The organism is Neobacillus sp. PS3-40, from assembly GCF_030915485.1.
Classification (GTDB): Bacteria; Bacillota; Bacilli; order Bacillales; family Cytobacillaceae; genus JAUZPL01.
This window is the reverse complement of sequence record NZ_CP133266.1, coordinates 2,128,441-2,149,475: the sequence shown is the minus strand read 5'-3', so window position 1 is coordinate 2,149,475 and position 21,035 is coordinate 2,128,441. Positions and strand designations below refer to the sequence as shown.

21 protein-coding genes are annotated in these 21,035 nt (G+C 39.7%); 16 read left to right on the top strand and 5 right to left on the bottom strand.

The window, feature by feature from the left end:
• Positions 1 to 3 precede the first annotated feature (3 nt).
• The 7 genes from glp (at position 4) to RCG20_RS10520 (ending at position 5,992) form a co-directional block, all read left to right on the top strand.
• Positions 4 to 1,236 (top strand): molybdopterin molybdotransferase MoeA, encoded by a 1,233-nt coding sequence (gene glp, locus RCG20_RS10550; RefSeq protein WP_308184193.1) that lies wholly within the window; start codon positions 4 to 6, stop codon positions 1,234 to 1,236.
• A 14-nt stretch (positions 1,237 to 1,250) separates the two neighbouring features.
• The gene (locus RCG20_RS10545) at positions 1,251 to 3,173 is read left to right on the top strand and encodes a molybdopterin biosynthesis protein (protein ID WP_308184192.1); all 1,923 of its coding nucleotides are present in this window, start codon (positions 1,251 to 1,253) and stop codon (positions 3,171 to 3,173) included.
• Between the two features lie 89 nt (positions 3,174 to 3,262).
• A complete protein-coding gene (locus tag RCG20_RS10540; protein WP_308184191.1) occupies positions 3,263 to 3,724 on the top strand; it encodes a molybdenum cofactor biosynthesis protein MoaE in 462 nt (153 codons plus the stop codon).
• Positions 3,721 to 3,954 carry a molybdopterin converting factor subunit 1 gene (gene moaD / locus RCG20_RS10535; RefSeq protein ID WP_308184190.1) on the top strand — a complete coding sequence of 78 codons (234 nt, stop codon included), beginning with the start codon at positions 3,721 to 3,723 and terminating at the stop codon, positions 3,952 to 3,954. Before RCG20_RS10540 ends, moaD begins: the two co-directional genes overlap by 4 nt.
• Positions 3,955 to 3,987: 33 nt before the next feature.
• A complete protein-coding gene (locus RCG20_RS10530) occupies positions 3,988 to 5,007 on the top strand; it encodes a thiazole biosynthesis adenylyltransferase ThiF (RefSeq protein WP_308184189.1) in 1,020 nt (339 codons plus the stop codon).
• A 318-nt stretch (positions 5,008 to 5,325) separates the two neighbouring features.
• Positions 5,326 to 5,604 (top strand): YwdI family protein, encoded by a 279-nt coding sequence (locus tag RCG20_RS10525; protein ID WP_308184188.1) that lies wholly within the window; start codon positions 5,326 to 5,328, stop codon positions 5,602 to 5,604.
• A gap of 16 nt (positions 5,605 to 5,620) precedes the next feature.
• Complete coding sequence (locus RCG20_RS10520; protein WP_308184187.1) at positions 5,621 to 5,992, top strand: DUF423 domain-containing protein; 372 nt, start codon at positions 5,621 to 5,623, stop codon at positions 5,990 to 5,992.
• Positions 5,993 to 6,034: 42 nt separating this feature from the next.
• Here the strand turns inward: RCG20_RS10520 and gerQ are convergent, their stop codons facing one another.
• Together gerQ and hemQ are read right to left on the bottom strand one after the other, a co-directional pair.
• Positions 6,035 to 6,490: a spore coat protein GerQ gene (gerQ, locus tag RCG20_RS10515; RefSeq protein WP_374120522.1), complete on the bottom strand. Its 456-nt coding sequence runs from the start codon at positions 6,488 to 6,490 to the stop codon at positions 6,035 to 6,037.
• Between the two features lie 273 nt (positions 6,491 to 6,763).
• Positions 6,764 to 7,507, bottom strand: coding sequence for a hydrogen peroxide-dependent heme synthase (gene hemQ / locus RCG20_RS10510; RefSeq protein ID WP_308184186.1), 744 nt, complete (start codon positions 7,505 to 7,507; stop codon positions 6,764 to 6,766).
• Positions 7,508 to 7,785: 278 nt separating this feature from the next.
• Between hemQ and pta the strand changes: the two genes are divergently transcribed.
• Together pta and RCG20_RS10500 are read left to right on the top strand one after the other, a co-directional pair.
• Positions 7,786 to 8,757 carry a phosphate acetyltransferase gene (gene pta / locus RCG20_RS10505; protein WP_308184184.1) on the top strand — a complete coding sequence of 324 codons (972 nt, stop codon included), beginning with the start codon at positions 7,786 to 7,788 and terminating at the stop codon, positions 8,755 to 8,757.
• A 232-nt stretch (positions 8,758 to 8,989) separates the two neighbouring features.
• Positions 8,990 to 9,820, top strand: a complete 831-nt coding sequence (locus RCG20_RS10500; RefSeq protein WP_308184321.1) for an octanoyl-[GcvH]:protein N-octanoyltransferase — start codon at positions 8,990 to 8,992, stop codon at positions 9,818 to 9,820.
• Positions 9,821 to 10,003: 183 nt separating this feature from the next.
• On the opposite strand, the gene RCG20_RS10495 is transcribed toward RCG20_RS10500, so the two are convergent.
• Complete coding sequence (locus tag RCG20_RS10495) at positions 10,004 to 10,759, bottom strand: RsfA family transcriptional regulator (protein WP_308184183.1); 756 nt, start codon at positions 10,757 to 10,759, stop codon at positions 10,004 to 10,006.
• 329 nt (positions 10,760 to 11,088) lie between these two features.
• Between RCG20_RS10495 and RCG20_RS10490 the strand changes: the two genes are divergently transcribed.
• The 4 genes from RCG20_RS10490 (at position 11,089) to RCG20_RS10475 (ending at position 15,310) form a co-directional block, all read left to right on the top strand.
• Positions 11,089 to 11,310 (top strand): YuzB family protein, encoded by a 222-nt coding sequence (locus tag RCG20_RS10490; RefSeq protein ID WP_308184182.1) that lies wholly within the window; start codon positions 11,089 to 11,091, stop codon positions 11,308 to 11,310.
• 151 nt (positions 11,311 to 11,461) lie between these two features.
• Positions 11,462 to 12,760: an HD domain-containing protein gene (locus RCG20_RS10485; protein ID WP_308184181.1), complete on the top strand. Its 1,299-nt coding sequence runs from the start codon at positions 11,462 to 11,464 to the stop codon at positions 12,758 to 12,760.
• A gap of 38 nt (positions 12,761 to 12,798) precedes the next feature.
• The gene (locus RCG20_RS10480; RefSeq protein ID WP_308184180.1) at positions 12,799 to 13,308 is read left to right on the top strand and encodes a YwgA family protein; all 510 of its coding nucleotides are present in this window, start codon (positions 12,799 to 12,801) and stop codon (positions 13,306 to 13,308) included.
• Positions 13,309 to 14,197: 889 nt separating this feature from the next.
• Positions 14,198 to 15,310, top strand: coding sequence for an IS110 family RNA-guided transposase (locus RCG20_RS10475; protein WP_308184179.1), 1,113 nt, complete (start codon positions 14,198 to 14,200; stop codon positions 15,308 to 15,310).
• 670 nt (positions 15,311 to 15,980) lie between these two features.
• On the opposite strand, the gene RCG20_RS10470 is transcribed toward RCG20_RS10475, so the two are convergent.
• On the bottom strand, positions 15,981 to 16,166 hold the full coding sequence (locus RCG20_RS10470) for a 2-hydroxymuconate tautomerase (RefSeq protein ID WP_308184178.1): 186 nt from the start codon (positions 16,164 to 16,166) through the stop codon (positions 15,981 to 15,983).
• A gap of 167 nt (positions 16,167 to 16,333) precedes the next feature.
• Here RCG20_RS10470 and RCG20_RS10465 point away from each other — a divergent pair, with 167 nt between their 5' ends.
• Both RCG20_RS10465 and RCG20_RS10460 read left to right on the top strand, forming a co-directional pair.
• Positions 16,334 to 16,990 (top strand): site-2 protease family protein, encoded by a 657-nt coding sequence (locus RCG20_RS10465; protein ID WP_308184177.1) that lies wholly within the window; start codon positions 16,334 to 16,336, stop codon positions 16,988 to 16,990.
• A gap of 21 nt (positions 16,991 to 17,011) precedes the next feature.
• Positions 17,012 to 17,515 (top strand): YwhD family protein, encoded by a 504-nt coding sequence (locus tag RCG20_RS10460; RefSeq protein ID WP_308184176.1) that lies wholly within the window; start codon positions 17,012 to 17,014, stop codon positions 17,513 to 17,515.
• Between the two features lie 342 nt (positions 17,516 to 17,857).
• Here RCG20_RS10460 and RCG20_RS10455 read toward each other — a convergent pair whose 3' ends face one another.
• Positions 17,858 to 19,924 carry a transglycosylase domain-containing protein gene (locus RCG20_RS10455; RefSeq protein WP_308184175.1) on the bottom strand — a complete coding sequence of 689 codons (2,067 nt, stop codon included), beginning with the start codon at positions 19,922 to 19,924 and terminating at the stop codon, positions 17,858 to 17,860.
• Between the two features lie 210 nt (positions 19,925 to 20,134).
• On the opposite strand from RCG20_RS10455, the gene speE reads away from it, so the two are divergent.
• Positions 20,135 to 20,962, top strand: a complete 828-nt coding sequence (gene speE, locus RCG20_RS10450; protein ID WP_308184174.1) for a spermidine synthase — start codon at positions 20,135 to 20,137, stop codon at positions 20,960 to 20,962.
• Positions 20,963 to 21,035 lie beyond the last annotated feature (73 nt).

Below are 21,035 nucleotides of genomic sequence, written 5' to 3'. Positions count from 1 at the left end.
ATTATGCAATTTTTTAAGGTGAAAACGGTCGAAGAGACCATTGCGTTAATTGATGAACTAGTTCCAAGGATTGACCAAACAGAAGTGCGAGCCCTTGAAGAAGCTCTCCATTTTGTCCTTGCTGAGCCGATTAAGGCGTCTGAAAATGTACCTGGATTTGATCGTTCCACAGTTGATGGATATGCAGTAAGGGCAAGTGATACATATGGTTCATCCGAATCAATGCCGGGTTTCTTAACTGTTATCGGAGAAGTGAAAATGGGGGAAGAAGCATCCGTACAGGTAGGGCACGGGGAAGCAATTTATGTGCCAACTGGGGGAATGTTGCCTCCAAATAGTAACAGTGTCATTATGATTGAACACTGTGAAGATATGGATGGTTTATTGAATACATACAAGCAAGTTGCTCCAGGTGAAAATGTTATTAGAACCGGTGATGATATCAAAGAAGGTGAAGTACTACTCCAAGAAGGAACAAAGCTGCGCCCGCAAGAATTGGGAGCTATTGCGGCACTCGGAATTTCGCATGTTACCGTCTATCGCAAGGTGAAGGTAGGCTACCTCTCATCTGGGGATGAAATTGTTCCATTTCAAACCACTAAACTAGAAATTGGCCAAATTCGAGATATCAATTATTTAACCATTTCTGGTTTAGCAACCGAATGGGGACTTGAAGTAATCTACGGTGGAATTGTGAAAGATGATTTTCAAACCTTTCAACAAAAAGCACGTGCGCTTTATGAAAAGGTTGATTGTTTAATCCTCTCGGGGGGGAGCTCAGTCGGTGCCAAAGATTACACAACGGAAGTGATCCAATCACTTGGCGATCCTGGTGTATTTGTTCACGGGATTTCAATCAAACCAGGGAAACCAACGATTTTAGCTATGGCAGATGGAAAGCCTGTGATTGGACTACCAGGACATCCGGCCTCGGCAATGATTATTTTCAATTTATTTGGTAAGCGAATTCTAAGAAAATTAAAAGGTGAACGCGTTGAGAACAAGCTTGATCGCGTTTATGCAAGAATTACGAAAAACATTCCGTCCTCTCCAGGCAGGTCTGACTATATAAGAGTCAGACTATCTGAACAGGATGGTGAATGGTGGGCAGAACCGATTATTGGAAAATCAGGCCTAATTACAACGCTTGTAAAAAGTGATGGTATTGTTGAAATCATTTCTGAAAAAGAAGGAATTGCACAGGGAGAGTATGTCCCTGTTATTACATCAAGATAAAGGGGGAGCTTTAAATGGATCAAAAACGATATAAGCGGAAAATTTATTTAGAGGACAAACCCCGGGAAGTGGCCAAAAGGGAATTACTCGCAGCCTTTCAATTGCCTGCAGAATCGGAAATGATTTCAGCAGGTGAAACGCTTGGTCGCTCTACGGCAGAACCCATTTTTGCACGGACTTCAATGCCGCATTACCATGCCTCAGCAATGGATGGAATAGCTGTATTTGCAGAGGAAACGTATAGTGCCCATGAGCACGAGCCACTTCATTTAACTCTAGGGGACCAGTTTATGTATGTAGACACAGGGAATGCGATCCCATCAAGGTTTAATGCAGTGATTATGATTGAGAATGTAAATATCATTGATGACGTGACGATTGAAATCATTGAACCAGCAACACCTTGGCAGCATATCAGGCCAATCGGGGAAGACATTGTTCAGGAGGAAATGCTTTTTCCCCAAGGTCATACCTTAAGGCCTGCTGACATCGGCGTGCTGCTTGCCTCACAGATAACAATTGTTCCAGTCATAAAAAAGCCGGTTGTTGCAATTATCCCAACTGGAAATGAGTTAGTAACAGCTGACACCACCTTATCATCAGGGAGAATCATCGAATTCAATGGGACTGTTTTTGCAAATTTTGTAAAGCAGTGGGGTGGTGAGCCGCTCCTTTATAACATCGTTAAAGATGAGCCTGTGCGAATTAAAGAAGCACTGATAAGGGCGACAGAAACAGCGGATATCGTCGTCATCAATGCGGGCTCATCAGCTGGTTCAAAGGATTACACAGTCCATATTATTAAAGAAATTGGGACCGTTTTTACCCATGGGGTCGCCGCACGGCCTGGAAAACCAGTTATTTTAGGTAAAGTAAATGGAAAGATTGTTGTCGGTGTGCCTGGCTATCCTGTGTCCGCTTATCTTGCGCTTGAATGGTTTGTTAGACCTCTGGTTTGTGAATATTTGCAAATACCTGAACCAAAGAGGCAAACGTTAATGGTTAAGCTTGGTCGCCGTATCGTGTCAACAATGGGTGCAGAGGACTTCGTCAGAATGAATATCGGCTATGTTGATGGACAATATATTGCGAACCCACTTACAAGAGCGGCAGGAGTGACGATGTCGTATGTGAGAGCTGATGGGATGCTCGTTATTCCCTCTGATTTGATCGGATATGAGCAGGGAGAAACCGTGGAGATAGAGCTATTACGCCCACTTGATGAAATCAAAAATGCGATTGTATTTAATGGTAGCCATGATTTAACGATCGATTTTCTTTCAGCGATTCTCAAAAAAGAGCAGCATGACATGAAAATTGTTTCCTCCCATGTGGGTAGCATGGCAGGAATTATGGCAATTAAAAAGGGAGAGGCTCATGTAGCTGGAATTCATTTGCTTGATCCATTTACATTGCAATATAATATTCCATATGTAAAAAAATTATTAGCAGGAATGGATGTAATTTTATATCCATTTTTAAAAAGGAAACAGGGTTGGATGGTTCCGAACGGAAATCCATTAAAGATTGAGAAAACGGAAGATCTTATTGCCCAAAATGTCCAATACATAAATCGTCAAAAAGGTGCCGGCACTAGAATCTTATTTGATCTACTGCTCAAAGAAGCTGGCTTCATCCCTGACCAAATAAACGGATATCAGCGCGAAATGTTTTCCCATTTAGCAGTTGCTGCTGAAGTAAGAGGAAATGAAAACGCGGTGGGTCTTGGTATTTATCCAGCAGCAAAGGCGATGGATTTATCGTTTGTACCAGTAGCAGATGAAGAGTATGATTTACTCATGACAAGGGCATTTTTTGAAAGTGAAAAAGGTCAGCTACTCAGGAATGCAATTCAGTCTGAAGCATTCAAAAAAGAAGTCGAAAGAATTGGCGGCTACGAGGTTGTGGAGGCATCAGTGCCTATCATGCAGTGCTAGGATTATTTTTTTCAAGAATATAAATTGCTATTTTGGTAGAAACGGCATTTTTTATATAAAAACAGCCTTAAAAAAAGAGGTGGGAATACATGAATTTTGAAATTTCAAAAGAGGCTATTGATATTCAAGCTGTAATTGATAAGGTAGTCGAGCGTGAGGCTGGAGCGATTACAACCTTTATCGGGACCGTCCGCGAATTAACGAAAGGCAAACGGACATTATTTTTAATATATGAAGCATATGAAGCAATGGCTGTGAAAAAGCTTGAGCAAATTGGAGCTGAAATTGAAGAACGCTGGCAAGGAACGAAGGTTGCGATTACACACCGAGTAGGGCGGCTAGAGATTACAGATGTTGCCGTCGTGATTGCTGTTTCAACACCGCATCGCGCGGATTCCTATGAAGCAAATCGCTATGCGATTGAGCGGATTAAAGAAATTGTCCCAATATGGAAGAAAGAGCACTGGGAAAACGGAGAAGAATGGATGGGCAATCAATTAGAAACAGTTGCATATCCTAAGGGTGAGCCGGAGGAGAAGGATCTAAAATGAATAAAGTAATGTTTTTCGCCCATTTACGGGATGCTGTCGGCAAAGAATTTTTGCTAGTGGAGGCTGCTGGGAAAACGGTGGCTGAGTTGAAGGCTGAAATGGCTGGAACGTACAGGCTGGAAAAAATGGATACGGTTATGACGGCAATTAATGAAGAATTTGCAATGAATGATGAAATAATCAGGGATGAAGATGTAATTGCTTTTATTCCGCCTGTAAGCGGTGGATGAGATAAGTCTTGGTGTGGAAAGGGGCTCATCACTTTGAATGATCGATATTCACGGCAAATCCTCTTCCCTGGAATTGGGAAAGAGGGCCAGGAAAAAATGGGCCGTAAACATGTACTTCTTATCGGTGCTGGAGCCCTTGGTTCAGGGAATGCTGAAGTGCTTGCCCGAGCAGGAGTGGGGAAAATCACCATAATTGACAGGGATTATGTTGAAGCAAGTAATCTCCAACGTCAGCAGCTTTATACGGAGGAAGATGTTGCAGAAAGGCTTCCAAAGGCAGCTGCAGCAAAAAAACGTTTAACAGCGATTAACTCTGATATAGAGATCATTGCGATTATTGGTGATGCAACCCCAGAGGTCCTTCGGGAAAAAATCGTTGGTGTGGACGTTATTATTGATGCAACAGATAATTTTGAAACAAGGATGGCAATTAATGATGTATCCCAAAAATACTCTATACCTTGGATCTACGGGGCATGTGTTGGCAGTTTTGGTATGAGCTTTTCGATTATACCTGGTAAGACGCCTTGTTTTAACTGTTTGGTAAGAACTGTACCTTTGCAGGGAATGACTTGCGATACCGGGGGGATTATTTCACCAGCTGTTCAGATGGTGATTGCCCACCAAACTGCAGAAGCAATGAAAATTTTGGCCGAGGACTGGGGAGCCATCAGAACTTCTTTTGTCAGCTTTGATTTATGGCGCAACCAATACACAAGTATGAAAATGTCGAAGGCAAAGTTTTCCGGCTGCTTATCGTGTGGAGAGAATCGAACATACCCTTACCTCGAAAGTGAAAACATGACAAAAACAACAGTGTTATGTGGAAGGGATACTGTGCAAATTCGCCCATCAACTACAGGGGAGATTTCATTAGAGCAGCTTGCTGGGCAACTTAGTGTACTTGGTTACATTGTAAAGGGAAACCCCTATTTGTTATCAGTCGAAATGGGAAAAGAGCGCATGGTCATTTTCAAAGATGGACGTGCACTCATCCATGGCACAAAAGATTTAACACATGCAAAAACGGTGTATCAACGGATTTTAGGATGAAACATAGTAACAGGCCTGACTCCTCACAATTGAGGAGTCAGGCTTCTTTAGCTAAGCAGAATTTATATCCATAAATTCTGCTAGCGCATAAGGGCAACTACGCCTCTGCCATCGCCCTTAGGGGCTTGCTAATCAGCGAGTTTTCTTTATTTTTGACAAATTTCGACTGGTTTCACGTGAAACAGTAAAAAATGGCGAAAGATAAGGATTCATTGATAAAACTATCGGGGCTATCGCATAATAATCAGGAGCGTATTAATCGAAGTATGGGTAATTCTCATGTACAATGATGAGGAAGAATGCGGGGTGTAAGATTGAATGAGTATTACTGTCCAAAAGCTATTGTCGAAAATAGAAGCTGAGTTACAGCTAGCAAAAGTAAGTCACCGAGAGGAAAGCTTACGAGAAAAGGTTTACTCTATTAAAATATTATGCGAATTAATTCTCGATGAAAAACAAGTGAAAAATGAGATACCAATGAATAACCAAGCTCAAATTGTCACTTTGCAACAACCTTTTCAACCTTCAACCCTAAATGAGCCGAAAAAATTGGCTATGGGTGATGAAGCAAATGGAGAATCACTACTAGATTTTTAGGAAAGAGGGTATGACCATGAAGGTTTTTATCATTATTGGGGCGATCAATGCCTTTTTGGCTGTTGCTCTTGGGGCATTTGGTGCACATGGGCTTGCGGATAAACTAGAACCCAAATACTTAGAAATCTGGAAAACGGCTGTCACCTATCAAATGTTCCATGCCACAGGGCTATTAGTGATCGGTCTTCTCCTTGGAAGAGTGGCAGCAAGTTCCCTATTTACCTGGTCAGGATGGCTAATGCTAATTGGAATCATTTTATTTAGTGGAAGTTTATATATCCTAAGTCTCACGAAGATAGGGATATTAGGTGCAATTACACCGCTTGGAGGAGTATGTTTTTTAGGTGCTTGGGTTCTTGTAGTGATCGGGGCGTTGAAGCATCTATAGGAAAAAGGAGCAAAGGCTTTTATATGCCGATGCTCCTTTTTATTATCTTGGTGGGTAGGTTCCTAAATTAGGAGCGCTCCCAAATGGATATTCATACTCAATTTCTTCGTCAAATGTAATGTAATCAACTGCAACCATAGGAATTAGAAAGCGCATGCCTGTTTGTGGGTCACTTAAGATGACATGATCCCGTCCCGCTGCTTCAATGATCCCTTTAAATGCCTTTGCATTCCATTCCTTATTATTTTCAAAGGTAGAATAAACAGTGACTAACTTCCCTTTGTTTAATCTTAAAATATTTTCGATGTACGATTGCTCTAGTGGTAGCATTCCTGGTACTTGTGGCCCTGCGGTAGGCGCGCTTTTTGGCATTGGAATGTTCATGCCTCCTTGAGGGGGCATTTGTTGAAAGCCTGGCTGTTGTGTAGGGTATGGGGGCTGCTGTGTGCCAGAGCCTGTATAGGGCTGGAAACCTTGCGGATTATAATATTGATTCATCGTTCTTCCCTCCTAAATGAGTATCAACAAAGCGATTAATAACATTCATATTTTGTCATACAGGGAAACGCGAGTTTGAAGCGAAAACCCCTTAAGAATGCCTCTCTAATTCTCACCTCTCTTCATAGAGATCCTTTATTGCTAAGAAAAAATTTCCATGATTTTAGAAAGAATCGCTGTTTAAATAGTATGAGGAAGTAGTTGGGAATATGACATTATCAGGGGAAATGCATAAGAAAAAAAGCCCTCGGCAACAGCCAAGGACTTAGATCATCAAACATGTAAAAAGCTCGAAACACGTTCTGCAGATAATAGGTTTCCAACAAAAAAGTTCCCAAATTCGCCGAAACGTGCGCTAACTTCATCAAAGCGCATTTCATAGACTAGCTTTTTGAATTGAAGGGCTTCATCAGCAAAAAGGGTTACGCCCCATTCGTAGTCATCGAAGCCAACTGAACCTGTAATAATCTGCTTTACTTTCCCGGCATATTGACGGCCTATCATGCCATGGCTGTACATCATTTTTTTGCGGTCCTCCATCGAAAGCATGTACCAGTTATCATTTCCATTCCGGCGCTTATCCATCGGATAAAAACAAACATGGTTTGTTTTTGGCAATCGAGGGTAGAGGCGAGCAACAAATTGTGTATTCTTGTATGGATCCTCGCCTTCTGGTAAGTAATTGCTTAATTCAACAACAGAAACATATGAATAAGCAGGAATTGTAAATTCAGCTAATTTTGTTTTGTTAAATTCTGTTTCAAGATGATTTATTTCTTCCATTGTTGGTCGTAAGATCATCATCATAAAATCAGCCTTTTGACCAACAATTGTATAAAGAGCATGGCTGCCTTCATTTTGATCTTGGGTGGAATTCCATTTTTCAATCAGATTTAAAAATTCATGGACGGCTGCTTGGCGTTCATCACTTGAAAGCATTTTCCATGTAGTCCAATCGACTGTACGGAAATCATGCAAACAATACCAACCCTCGAGTGTTTGTGCTACTTCACTCATTATAATCACTCCTATATAATAATTATACTTATTTGTAATCATACTATATCATAGTTTCACCAATAATCACCTATTTAAAAGACTCACGTTTCACCATTTTTTAAAAGAATAAATAGAGTAAATATGCAAATAGTAAATAAGTAAAGGTTTAAATCGCCTCAAAAAATTTTCTGAAAACAAAAATATTTTTTAGAAAGCGCTATCAATATCGTTTATCCTTGAATTTTTATACAGGTAAAGTATGCTAATAAGTAGGAAAAAATAAAGGAGGATTTATCGTGAGTGATTTATTTGAAGTATTAAAGGAAAAAGTTTCTGGTCGCAATTTAAAAATTGTTTTTCCAGAGGGTTTAGATGAACGAATTTTAAAAGCAGCTGGTCGTCTTGCTCAAGAAAAACTTTTGACTCCAATTTTAATTGGAAATATAGAACAGGTTCAAGCTAAAGCAAAGGAACTTGGTATTTCTTTAGATGCAGCAGAGATTTATGATCCACAAACATATGCAGGATTAGATGAACTTGTAACTTCATTTGTTGAAAGAAGAAAAGGAAAAGCAACTGAAGAAGATGCAAGGAAGATTTTACTTGACGAAAACTACTTCGGAACCATGCTGGTTTATTTAAATAAAGCTGATGGTCTTGTTAGTGGTGCAGCCCATTCAACAGCGGATACGGTTCGCCCTGCCTTGCAAATTATTAAAACAAAACAAGGTGTAAGTAAAACATCTGGCGTATTTATTATGGTTCGTGGTGATGAGAAGTACGTATTCGCAGATTGTGCGATCAATATTGCTCCGGATAGCAATGATTTAGCTGAAATTGCTATTGAAAGCGCTAAGACAGCCAAAATGTTTGATGTTGAACCACGCGTTGCTATGCTTAGTTTTTCAACAAAAGGTTCAGCTAAATCGGAGGAAACAGAAAAAGTCGCTAATGCAGTGATTGAAGCAAAGCGCCGTGCTCCAGAACTTGTCCTTGATGGCGAATTCCAGTTTGATGCTGCATTTGTTCCTTCTGTTGCAAAAAGCAAGGCTCCTGATTCACCGATCCAAGGTGATGCGAATGTTTTCGTATTCCCAAGTTTGGAAGCAGGAAACATTGGCTATAAAATTGCTCAACGTTTAGGAAACTTTGAAGCAGTTGGACCAATCTTGCAAGGCTTAAATCAGCCTGTAAATGATTTATCACGCGGATGTAACGAAGAAGATGTCTTCAAGCTTGCACTGATCACAGCAGGTCAGACACTTTAAGCAGAATTAATGGAGCTAGTCCAAGATTGGGCTAGCTTTTTTAAGCTAATAAGTAAGTTTAACTTAGCTAATGCATTAAAGGATGTTCCGAGCGTTTTATTATTAATCAACACTTAAATCGCATAAGGGCAACTACGCCTCTGTCATCGCCCTTAGGGCTCGCCAATCGGAGAGTTTTCTTTACGATTTTTTGTTTTTGTCCAATTTTTTTAAAAAAGGAGGTTAATTGTTGATGAATAATTTACTCCACCAACAAGAGTGGCGGATAATCGATCAATCCTCTGTTGGTATGCATTTTCAAGCTGTACAGTCATTTGGAACAGATGATACGTTGTGTGCTTCAGTTGGTACAGGTAACGCTCCAGCAACAGCCCGGACATGGGTCCATCACAATACGGTAGTGCTTGGTATTCAGGATACGAAACTTCCATATTTAGAGGATGGCCGTCAATTTCTAAATGAACAGGGCTATCAGTCTATTGTAAGGAATTCAGGGGGACTCGCAGTTGTTTTGGATCAAGGAGTTTTAAATATTTCATTGATTTTACCTGAGACTGAAAAAGGTATTGATATTAACAGGGGCTATGAAGTAATGTTTCTCCTAATCCAGAAGATGTTTGCTGACTTCAATAAGCAAATTGAGGCGAAAGAAATTATTGGTTCATATTGTCCTGGAAGTTACGATTTAAGTATTGCTGGCAAAAAATTTGCTGGGATCTCACAGCGCCGCCTTAAAAAGGGTGTTGCCGTTCAAATTTATTTATGCGTTAATGGCAGTGGCAGTAACCGTGCTCAGATTATCAAGCAATTTTACGAGATTGCTAAAAAAGGCGAGCAAACAAAATTTTCCTATCCGGTAATTGTCCCTGAAGTCATGGCCTCTCTTTCGGAGTTGCTTGAAGTTGACCTTACGATAGCGGATGTAATGCTACGCTTATTAAACCAATTAAAGCTATCCTGCGATTTATTATACGGAGGACAGTTAAATGAGTTTGAATTAGGCCTTCTTCCTGGCTATTATCAAAGAATTGTAGAAAGAAATGATAAAATTTCCCAAATATAAAGAGCCGTAAATCTAAATGATTTATGGCTCTTTTAGCTAATCAGAATTTACATCCATAAATTCTGCTAGCGCATAAGGGCAACTACACCTCTGCCATCGCCCTTATGGGTTCGCCAATCGGCGAGTTTTCTTTATCACAAGAATGCTGCCCAACTTCTCTTCTCCCTAGATTTTCTCTATCTGCTATTCTGCTACCTTTTCTAAGTTACCATTTCGGTCCATTTTGAATTTAGTAGCAGGTCTTTCATCCTCTTCAAATAACACGAGCTTTCTGGCACGGTTCATGATTTTCAATAATGTCTCGTAATCTTCTTGGACAGTGACTGTATTCTGTTCGAGATTGTTAATTTTTGCAGCCATTTCGGTATTCTGCTTACGTAATTCAGCCATTTCTCTTTTCAATCTTTCATTCTCACTTTTTAATGCATCATTTTGCAGATTCGAATGATTAAAGTTTTTCAAGAAATCAATAACAGCATCAAGAGAAAGATTGGGTGCTTGCTTATAGCTGTAAGTTGGCATGGCCGGTTTAACGTATGGTTCAGCAGCCATTTCTTCTGTAAAAGTTTCAAGTTCATATTCAGGTATGGATTCATCTTCGACTGGGAAGCTAGTACTTGCTGTTTGAGGTATTGGTTCAAATTCCTCTGAAGCTCCCAGTAGTGGACTATACAGAAGTTTTTTCTTGCCACCCTGGTCTTTTCCAAGAATTCTTTGTCTTTGCTTCCGTTGTTTTTTTGATAGTTGTAATGCTTTTTCATAGCGATGGCGAACGACAGCGTTCCATCTAAAGCCACAAGCGGCAGATGTCCGATTTAGTTTGTCACCAACTTCTTCAAAGGCATTAAGCTGTGTACTACCCTCTCTCACATGTCTTAAAACCGTTTCAGCTAAAAGCAAATCATCCTCATCTGTCCAGGCATCTTGACGAACTTTCATTAAATTCAACTCCCTATCACTTTTTTATGATTAACATCGTTAGATTTATAAAACTTAATGCCTAACGAGTTTTTAAAAGATCTAGTCTAAGGATTGCCAACTTTTTAAGGGTTTATACCAAAAGGAATGAAAGGATAGTAGATTTTTTTAAAGATTACAAGTGATTTATTCGACTTGCATTAAAAACAAAGAAAATGTAAAATGTCTTAGGACTGTTTTTGCTTATAGTGGCGAGTTAAATCATAAAAGCCGCTTTGCTTTTTGAATGAAAAAATATTATTGTAACTATTCATATATTTAGTTGAAGATCTAAGAAGGGGCTGGAAGAAATGTCAAATGAGTTTCGCGTTTGTGATGACTGCATGGGTGTAAATTTAAAAACGTTAATCCCTCGTTTGAAGGAGCTAGACCCTGATGCGAAAATTGAGATTGGCTGTCAATCCTATTGTGGGCCAGGCCGAAAAAAAACGTTTGCGTTTGTAAATAATCGCCCGATAGCCGCTTTAACAGAAGAAGAATTAATGGAAAAAGTAAATAAAAAGTTAAAATAAAAATAATCACCTTTGGAACCATCCTTGGGTGATTTTTCTTTTTCTTTTGCTCCGTTTTTGTCGAAATCTAGTCGGGGAAATTGCTGAAATTTGGGTGATTTGCCTATTAAATGGGGATATAATAGAAACAAGTATAGGAGGGTAGGGTGAAATGGCATATTCGGCAGAAAAGCTTAGTGAAGAAAAAGTGTTTAAAGATCCAGTTCATCGCTATGTACATGTACAAGATAAAGTAATCTGGGATTTAATTGGCACAAAGGAGTTCCAGCGCTTAAGGAGAATCAAGCAGCTTGGAACAACTTTTTTAACCTTTCATGGAGCGGAGCACAGCCGGTTTAACCATTCCCTCGGAGTTTACGAAATCGTCCGTCGTATTATTGACGATGTTTTTGTCGGAAGACCAGAATGGAATAATTCAGAGCGACTCCTTACTTTATGCTCGGCCCTACTTCACGATTTAGGGCATGGTCCATTTTCCCATTCCTTTGAAAAAGTATTTGATACGGATCACGAGGATTTTACCCGAGCAATTATTTTAGGTGATACGGAAGTAAATAAGATATTAATAAAGGTTGCCCCTGATTTTCCTCAGGAAGTAGCAGAGGTTATTGCAAAAACGTCGGATAAGAAGCTGGTCATTAGTTTAATCTCAAGTCAGATCGATGCCGATCGTATGGATTACCTGCAAAGGGATGCTTACTTTACTGGAGTTAGCTACGGCCAATTTGATATGGAACGAATATTAAGAGTTATGCGCCCTAGAGAGGATCAGGTTGTCATCAAACAAAGTGGTATGCATGCTGTTGAGGATTATATTATGAGCCGCTATCAGATGTACTGGCAGGTTTACTTCCATCCTGTCTCACGTGGTGCTGAAGTGATTTTGTCAAAAATTTTTCATCGTGCTAAATACTTATATAAAAATGACTATACGTTTAAATATCCGCCACAACACTTTTATTCTTTTTTTGAAAAAAGAGAGATAGTAGAAGATTATTTGAAATTAGATGAAGCCGTCATATTATATTATTTTCAGATTTGGCAAGAAGAAGCCGATCCAATTTTAAGTGATCTTTGCAAGCGATTTATGAATAGGAATCTGTTTAAGTATGCGGAGTTTGATCCGGCTAAGGAATATAAAAAGTTAACGGAGCTGACTGCTCTTTTTAAAAAGGCAAATATCGATCCGGAATACTATTTAGTTGTCGATTCATCTTCTGATTTGCCATATGATTTCTATCGCCCAGGTGAAGAAGGAGAGAGACTCCCGATTCATTTGTTGATGAAAAATGGAGATTTAAAGGAACTTTCTCGAGAGTCAGAGATTGTCGAGGCTATCTCAGGAAAGAGAAGAACAGATCATAAGCTTTACTTCCCTCTGGATCTGATTCAAGATGTGACAACTAAAAAGAATACGAAAAAACAAATAATGGCCCTTTTAGAAATATAAGAGATATTGGTTTAATCGGAGTAGGAGATGAAAATCCATTGTTAAATGATCATGCCAAACTGATGAATGCTATTTTGGTTTCTGGAGAAATTATTGGACGGAAGCGGCTACAAAAGATGATTTATATCGCTAAGAAAATTTCCTTCCCTTTTCAAGAGAGATTCCAGTTTCACTTTTACGGTCCATATTCAGAGGAATTGACTTTAAGGGTGGAAGAGCTTTGCAATATGAATTTTTTAAATGAAGTGAAGGAAAAAAAGGGTGGATATTTCCAATATCGCTACACATTAACGGACTCTGGAAGGGAATTTCTAAGCCTAAATGAAATCGATATGCCTTTTTTGCAAGAGTGTCTTTTGGACATGAATTCCAAAAATGCTAGATTTTTGGAGTTGGTTTCGACTGTTTTATATTTTGATAACCTTCCAAAAGTGGAAGTATCCCATAAAATATATACTTTAAAAAGCAGTCAGCACTATACGGAAGATGAAATTGATGAAGCTTATCAATACATTGAAACAATCAAACAAAAAGCTAAGCTCCAATGAAGGGCTTAGCTTCCAGGCTGTCGATAACCTTTCGATAGCTTTTTATTTTTTCAATTTATCTAAGAATTCACCGCGTTAATTTATTATAATGATATTGGTATATATTAACTTTCCAACATGTCTGTTGATTGACGCTCCTGGGACTTCGCTACTACAGGGTCTCCCCAAATTTTTTAAAAGTTTCTTTTAGTATAAATGATTGTTTTTAGACCATAACTTTGCCCGTTGATTTCCGCTCTGGGCACTTGCTTTCCGCGGGGAGGGATGGGAGCCTCCTCGGCGTACCGCCTGTGGGGTCTCCCATTCCCTCTAATCCCGCAGGAGTCAAGTGCCCTCCGCTCTAATCAACTCAAGTAGAAAAGACCACCAATGATTCCCGAAATCCTCTATTTTAACCCTTTAGAAGAATCAAAACAGGATTGCCGTAACGAAATGAGCCTATTTCGCCCTGGAAGAAAGTTTATTCTTTTTCAATCATGTCAATAGGATCTTGATAATAGGCGAATTCATTCTCCAAAACATCCGTTGTGTTTTTAGCAGGAAACTTATTTTTTGTGATTCATTTATCTGATATACAGCTTTTCTCAGTTTTTTAGAACGACACAACAAAAAAGGTATAGTTCCCTCAGGTATTGAGGTATTATACCTTTTCACATGGACAATATTAAAGCCCGTTTTTGATTTTTGACACTCTGTTGATTGGAGCGGAAGGTGCTCGACTCCTGCGGGAGTACGGTGCTGGGGAGACCCCACAGGCGCAAAAGCGCCGAGTTATCATGAACGAAACTAGCTCCTTACTCGTAAATTCGTAGGTTAATTTGGTTAGAATGTTTACTGATGAAAAACAAAAAACCAAATCAGAGCTACATTACGGAAGGAGCTAGTCATTATGAAGGATACCATAAAATATGTAGGTTTAGACGTATCAAAGGAAAAAATTGCAGTCGCTATTGCCGATGAGGGCCGAGGGGAGCCTAGATACCATGGAATGATTCCTCATACACCAGAAGAAGTGAGGAAATTAATGAAAAAATTGGGCAGCCCGGAATCTCTGCGAGTGTGTTATGAAGCTGGTCCGACAGGATATCCATTGTACCGACTATTTATCACACTAGGGATTCACTGCTCGGTGATTGCCCCGTCTCTTATTCCTAAAAGACCTGGAGAACGTATTAAAACGGATCGCAGGGACTCTGTTCGCTTAGCTCATTTATATCGGGCTGGAGAGTTGACTCCAATTTATGTACCAACTCCAGAGGATGAGGCTCTGCGGGATCTTGTTAGGTGTAGAGAAGATGCCAAAGAAGACGAACTGAGAGGGAAACACCGATTAAGTAAATTTTTACTGCGTAATGATATTAAACCTCCTACTGGAGTAAATAAGTGGACAATCAAATATTTCAGATGGCTGGACACTTTAAAATTTGAAAACCCTTCTCTACAAGTAACTTTCCAGGAATACTACCACCAACTCAAAGAGTTAGCACAACGTATTCTAAGGTTAGAAGAAGAAATTAAAATTTTAGCGAGTAAAGGTGTCCATGCCAAAAAAATTCAAGCACTCCAATCATTAAGAGGAGTAGCTCTTATTACAGCGACAAGTATTGTAGCAGAAATCGGTTCTTTTAAACGTTTTACTACACCGAGGCAATTCATGGCTTATGTTGGTTTAATCCCTAGCGAGTATTCGAGTGGTGAAAAAAGGAGACAAGGAGAAATAACCAAAACAGGTAATCGACACGTACGGCGTTTATTGGTAGAGTCTGCCTGGAGTTATCGGTATCAACCCTCTGTTAAAGGAGAACTACAAAGACGGCAAAGTGGGCAATCACCAACGATTCAGGCAATATCGTGGAAAGCACAGAACCGACTCCACAAGAAGTATTTCCGCTTATTATCAAGAGGGAAAGAAAGCGGTAAAGCCATTACAGCAGTAGCGCGAGAATTGGCAGGTTTTATTTGGGCAGTGATGCAAGAAGTAGAAGATATACCTCAAGCTTAAAAGGTTACGTGTTCCTCAAAGCAAGATAGATGTATAAATAGAAAAATGAGAATAGGGCTCGAAGGCAAAGAGAAAAACCGGAAAGGAAAATCCACGTGCCTCCTCTGTGCTATATCTAAATAGATTAACGCACGTCCCGAGTTAGTGGAAAAGTCCTTTATACGGAAAGATAAAATGTGAAAACCCACGAATATCAGAGCGCTAACCGCTGTAGAGATTTTTGCCTTCGTGCCGTGTTCTTACCTTCTATTCAAAAAAAAGAAAAAGGAGGAAGGATCATTTCATCTTTAGCTAAAAAAGTGTCTCACCTCTTGGAATAGCTGTCAAGAAGAGCACTTGACAGCTATTCCAAGAGGTGAGAAGTGGTCAGTAAGCTAAAGAAGGAGCTATTCTAGCCAGAATGGCTAAATACCCTACTAAGACAAGAAGCCGAAAATAGCTTCTCTTCTTAAGAGTACCCAAAAACAAAGCAAAACCTATTGTGGAGTGGGGGCCTTGACAGTTTCGTTCATATCAGGAGGCTCCCCGAACCGCCCGCGGAAAGCGAGTACCTGGAGCGGAAATCAACAGACAAATTTAAAAGAACTTTACATTGAAGGGAACTTTTTCAGTGCCCTTTGCTAAAGCGCCGAAGAGGCTTCAGGACTATGAAGACATAAGAATGTGGGGATTATTGATCGCTCATTCTTTTTCCAGCAACTCCATAATGATTCTTTGTCATTTCTTCGATAAATACAACGACGTTTTCCTTCGGTGCACCAGTTGTTTCACTAACAGCATCTGTTACTTTTTCTACAAGGGCCTTCTTCTGATCCTCTGTGCGTCCTGCAAGCATTTTTACTGTAACGTATGGCATGGTCTTGTCCTCCTTTTTTCATATCTGATAGTAGTTTTTCATATATTTTAAAAAAGTGCAAGAATCGAATTGCTTTAAAAGAAATATCATTTTGAATGTATAGTTAGTATCATGTATACTAAATCCAAAATAGCTTCCAAGTATGCTAAAAGGAAGGAGAAAAAAGTATGGACCGTTTTCTTGCCTACCCATTGCGTGATATTCCCTATGTAGCCATAACATTGATGGTTGCTTTTACCTTTCATGAGTTTTCCCATGCGTATGTTGCTTATAAATTTGGGGATCCAACAGCTAAAAAACAAGGCCGGCTCACATTAAATCCATTCCAGCATCTAGATCCAATTGGCACATTATTAATTTTCATTGCTGGGTTCGGATGGGCACGACCAGTACCTGTTAATAGCAACTATTTTAAAAAACCACGTATAGCCGGTGTGCTTGTATCAGTTGCAGGACCGCTAAGTAATTTAATACTAGCCTCGCTTGGCTTTGTTATCTGGTTCAGTATAAACAAGGCGGCTACCGTTGCTAGCATTCCTGTAAATGTGGCAGAATTCCTAGATTTGTTTATTCAGCTTAATATTGTTTTGTTTATTTTTAACCTGCTGCCTTTCCCTCCATTGGATGGATATCGAATTGTCGAGGATTTGGCACCAAGGAATCTAAAAGCAAAAATGACTCAAGTCGAAACCTATGGCTCATTAATCTTTCTTATTCTGGTTATTACCCCTCTTAGCCAATTTACGATTCAGCCCATTTTTAATTATATTGTCCCATCAGTGTTAACCGGAATGAATCAGTTCTTTTATCAACTATTTATGTAGGTTAAGGAGGATTACATACGAATGAATGAAAAGAAAAAGATTGGCTTTAATATTATAAAAAGTGACCCGACTGACAGCCATAAAGGTTTTGGAAAAGGTGTAATGAGCCTTGATAACATATCCCCAGTTATTATTGATGTAGAGGCTGGTGATGCAGTCATTGACATAGGCGCAATGCATGCCCGAAGTGTTGTTGAGAAGGGAATTAAATTCCTTACGTCGAAAGAGGACGTGCCAAACGGCAAACCATACTGGCTTGTCTGGGTGACAATTGACCGAAATGTCGATGGCCCATATTATGCTGGAGTTACCGCCTGTGAAATGACCATCGATCGTGAAATTCGCCGTGGTTATAAACTGCTTCCAGAACATGTCAACCGTATGGATAGATCGCTTAAACGGCAAATTATTGTGGGCCACATGGATCCTAAATCAAAAAGGATTTTGGCAGACTTTCTTGCGTCACATAACAAGGAGCTATGGGATAATTCCTTGGAAGAATTGAAGAATGGATTGTCAGTTTAAAAACCTTGTAAGTGAGGATTGTTTTTGGTTTTTTTAGCTTATAAGAAAGTTTATCTTTGTTAACGCACTAAAGTGAGTAACTATCGTTGATAAATAATCTGCACTCAAATCGCATAAGTGCAACTACCCCTCTGTCATCGCCCTTAGGGGCTCGCCAATCGGCGAGTTTTCTTTATAGTGTCAAAATCAAGGACTCTTGCACTTTCTTTATAAAAAAAGTAAACTAAATATATCGTGAATACACGTGAAACTAGGACAGGAAAAGCTCCGGGGATACCCCCGGAGCTTTTCTACTGTTAAGGCGCAGGTGACCAGAGGTGCTAGGGGGCCACTTGTGCTTTTCTAATTCCCCCAATGGAAAAGTTTCTTATACCATGGGACACTTTCTTTTACCCCTTTTTTTGTCTGATTAAAATCTGGGTTTTGCAAATGATCTGTGCAATACTCTGTAGGCTCTGTTCCTGATACGAAATACGTTAATCTACGGACCGGACAATCGCTTGTTGCGAGTTTGCCGTTTGCTGGGTTGACATAAACACCAATAACCCCTTCTTTTGGAGCTTTGAATTCCTTGACGGGTTCGTCTTTTAAGGCTTCCTCCATAAAGTGGGCCCAGATATTTTTGGCGTAACTTTTTTCAGCAACAAGATCGATCGGTTTTCCTTTATCATAACCAGCCCAGACGGCTGTTACAAGCTGCGGTGCAAAGCCGATCATCCAGCTATCTGTCTCGGTAGAACCTGATTTCCCTGCATATGGACGGGTAAGAACCTTTTTAATGGTACTTCCAGTGACACTAGCATAACCATTTAGTCTCGTATCAAAAATACCTGTCATCATTTTTGTCATGACAAACGCCTTGGCAGGATCAAGAGCCTGTTCATGGCTCTCTTTTTTTTCATAAATGACTTTTCCATTATAATCTTCAACTTTTGTAATGAGCGTTGGGGTAACTTTTTCTCCACCATTAGCAAACATGCTGTACGCATTGGCCATATCGATGACGCGCACCCCCGAAGAGCCAAGTGCAAGTGAAGGAACCTTAGCCATTTTGGTTGAGATGCCAAACCTTTTTGCCATTTGAATTAATGTTTCTTCCCCTAAAAATAAATGAGTTTTCACCGCAAAGATATTATCAGATAAAGCTAATGCCTGTGCCATTGGGATTTCCCCGTCAGCATACCTGTTATTAAAGTTATGTGGCGTATAATTGCCGCCGTTATCAAATTTAAAAGTTGTAAACTCACTCCTCATCGTAGTTGAAGGTGTAAAACCTTGCCCAAGGGCAGCATAATAAAGAATGGGTTTCATTGTAGAACCTGGTTGCCGTACTGCTTGAACAGCCCGGTTAAAGGGACTCTTCATATAGTCTCTCCCACCAACCATTGCTTTAACATGCCCTGTTTCGGGATCCATTGCTACTAAACCAACCTGTATATCAGATCCGCTTGAAACGTATTCTTTTATTTGGTTTTCAGCTGCCTTCTGTTGTTTCAAATTGAGCGTTGTAAATACTTTTAAACCGCCAAGCGCAATCGTCCGATCGTCTAAATGCAATTGATTCCGTAGCGCATTTTTTACTGCATCCTGAAAATAGGGTGCAATACTAATATGCTGGTTGGGGTACTTACCGATAAAGGTAAGAGGTTTTTGGGCTGCTGCTTTGGCTGTTTTTTTATCAATATAATTGTTCTTTGTCATAGTCTGCAAAATAATTTCTTGACGCCTCTTTGCATTTTTTATAGAAGCTAGTGGCGAGTATATTCCGGGACCCTTGGGGATTCCAGCTAGCATGGAAGCTTCTGCAAGGGATAATTCTGATGCATTCTTTCCAAAATAATAGAGGCTTGCTGCCTGAACCCCGTAGGCACCATTTCCGTAATAAATGGTATTTAAATAACCTTCAAGGATATCCTTTTTGGGATAGTTCATTTCAAGACGGATCGTATAGAAGGCCTCAAGTATTTTTCGTTCCCATGTTTTATCGTAAACTAGAAACAGATTTCGAGCATATTGCTGAGTGATGGTGCTCGCGCCCTGCACCTTATCAAACGCCCATACATCTGCAAGTGCTGCACCAGCAATCCGTTTATAGTCAAAACCGTGGTGATGAAAAAAGTTTTTATCCTCAATCGAAATGGTCGCGTTGATTAAATCTGGTGAAATACTCTTCAATGGAATCCAATAGCGCTTTTGCCCATTATTGCTCTCTCCCATTACAGTTCCATTGTCAGAAAGGTATAATGTAGATTGTGGAACAGCAAGCGGAGGCGCGCCTAAAATTTTAGCATAGGCAAGAATGCCTAGCAGAAGAATAAGCATACAAATCATGCCTATCAAACTGATGATCAAAATCGCACGCAAGTATTTTATTGTTTTTCGGAACCCTTGATCAGTCATGATTTCCATGGTTATCACCTCACATATTTCCAATTGGTAAATTTATCTATAGTAACAGTATGAAAAAAATAAGAGTGTTTTAAACATTTGTCTATGAAAAATGAAAATTTTTCTTGAAATTTTGCTAGATTCCTCTATACTTTTTCTCATGTTTGTATTTAATTGGGGTAGTCTATAATAGACAGACAAATGAATCGTGATTGAAAGGAAGATTAAAATATGAGTATTTGGTTTACGGAAAAACAGACAAAAGACTTTGGAATTACAATGAGAGTGAATAAGACTTTACATACAGAGCAAACAGAATTTCAAAAGCTTGATATGGTAGAGACAGAAGAATGGGGCAACATGCTGTTACTAGACGATATGGTCATGACATCTGTTAGAGATGAATTTGTTTACCATGAAATGGTCGCGCATATCCCACTATTTACCCATCCAAATCCAGAAAACATTTTAGTTGTTGGCGGCGGTGACGGTGGAGTAATTCGCGAAGTGTTAAAACACCCAAGCGTGAAAAAAGCAACACTTGTTGATATTGATGGGAAAGTTATTGAGTACTCTAAAAAGTTTCTTCCAGAAATTGCAGGAAAATTAGATGATCCACGTGTTGATGTTAAAGTGGGCGACGGTTTCATGCACATTGCTGAAAGTGAAAATGAATATGACGTTATCATGGTGGATTCAACTGAACCTGTTGGCCCAGCTGTAAACCTTTTCACAAAAGGCTTCTATGCAGGAATCTCCAAAGCATTGAAGGAAGATGGTATTTTCGTGGCACAGTCTGATAATCCATGGTTTAAAGCAGATTTAATCCGTAATGTTCAAAAAGACGTGAAGGAAATTTTCCCAATTACACGCCTTTACGTGGCAAATATACCAACATACCCAAGTGGCCTATGGGCATTTACACTTGGATCAAAAAAATACGATCCATTAGAAGTGAGCGAAGATCGCTTCCATGAAATTGAAACAAAATACTATACAAAAGAACTACACAAAGCTGCTTTTGTGTTGCCAAAATTTGTTGGGGATTTAGTGAAGTAACGTATTGTTGTGTCGGGGGTCAGGCCCCCCGACAAGTTAATGCGTTAAACCTGTAAGGGGACAGTACCCCAGA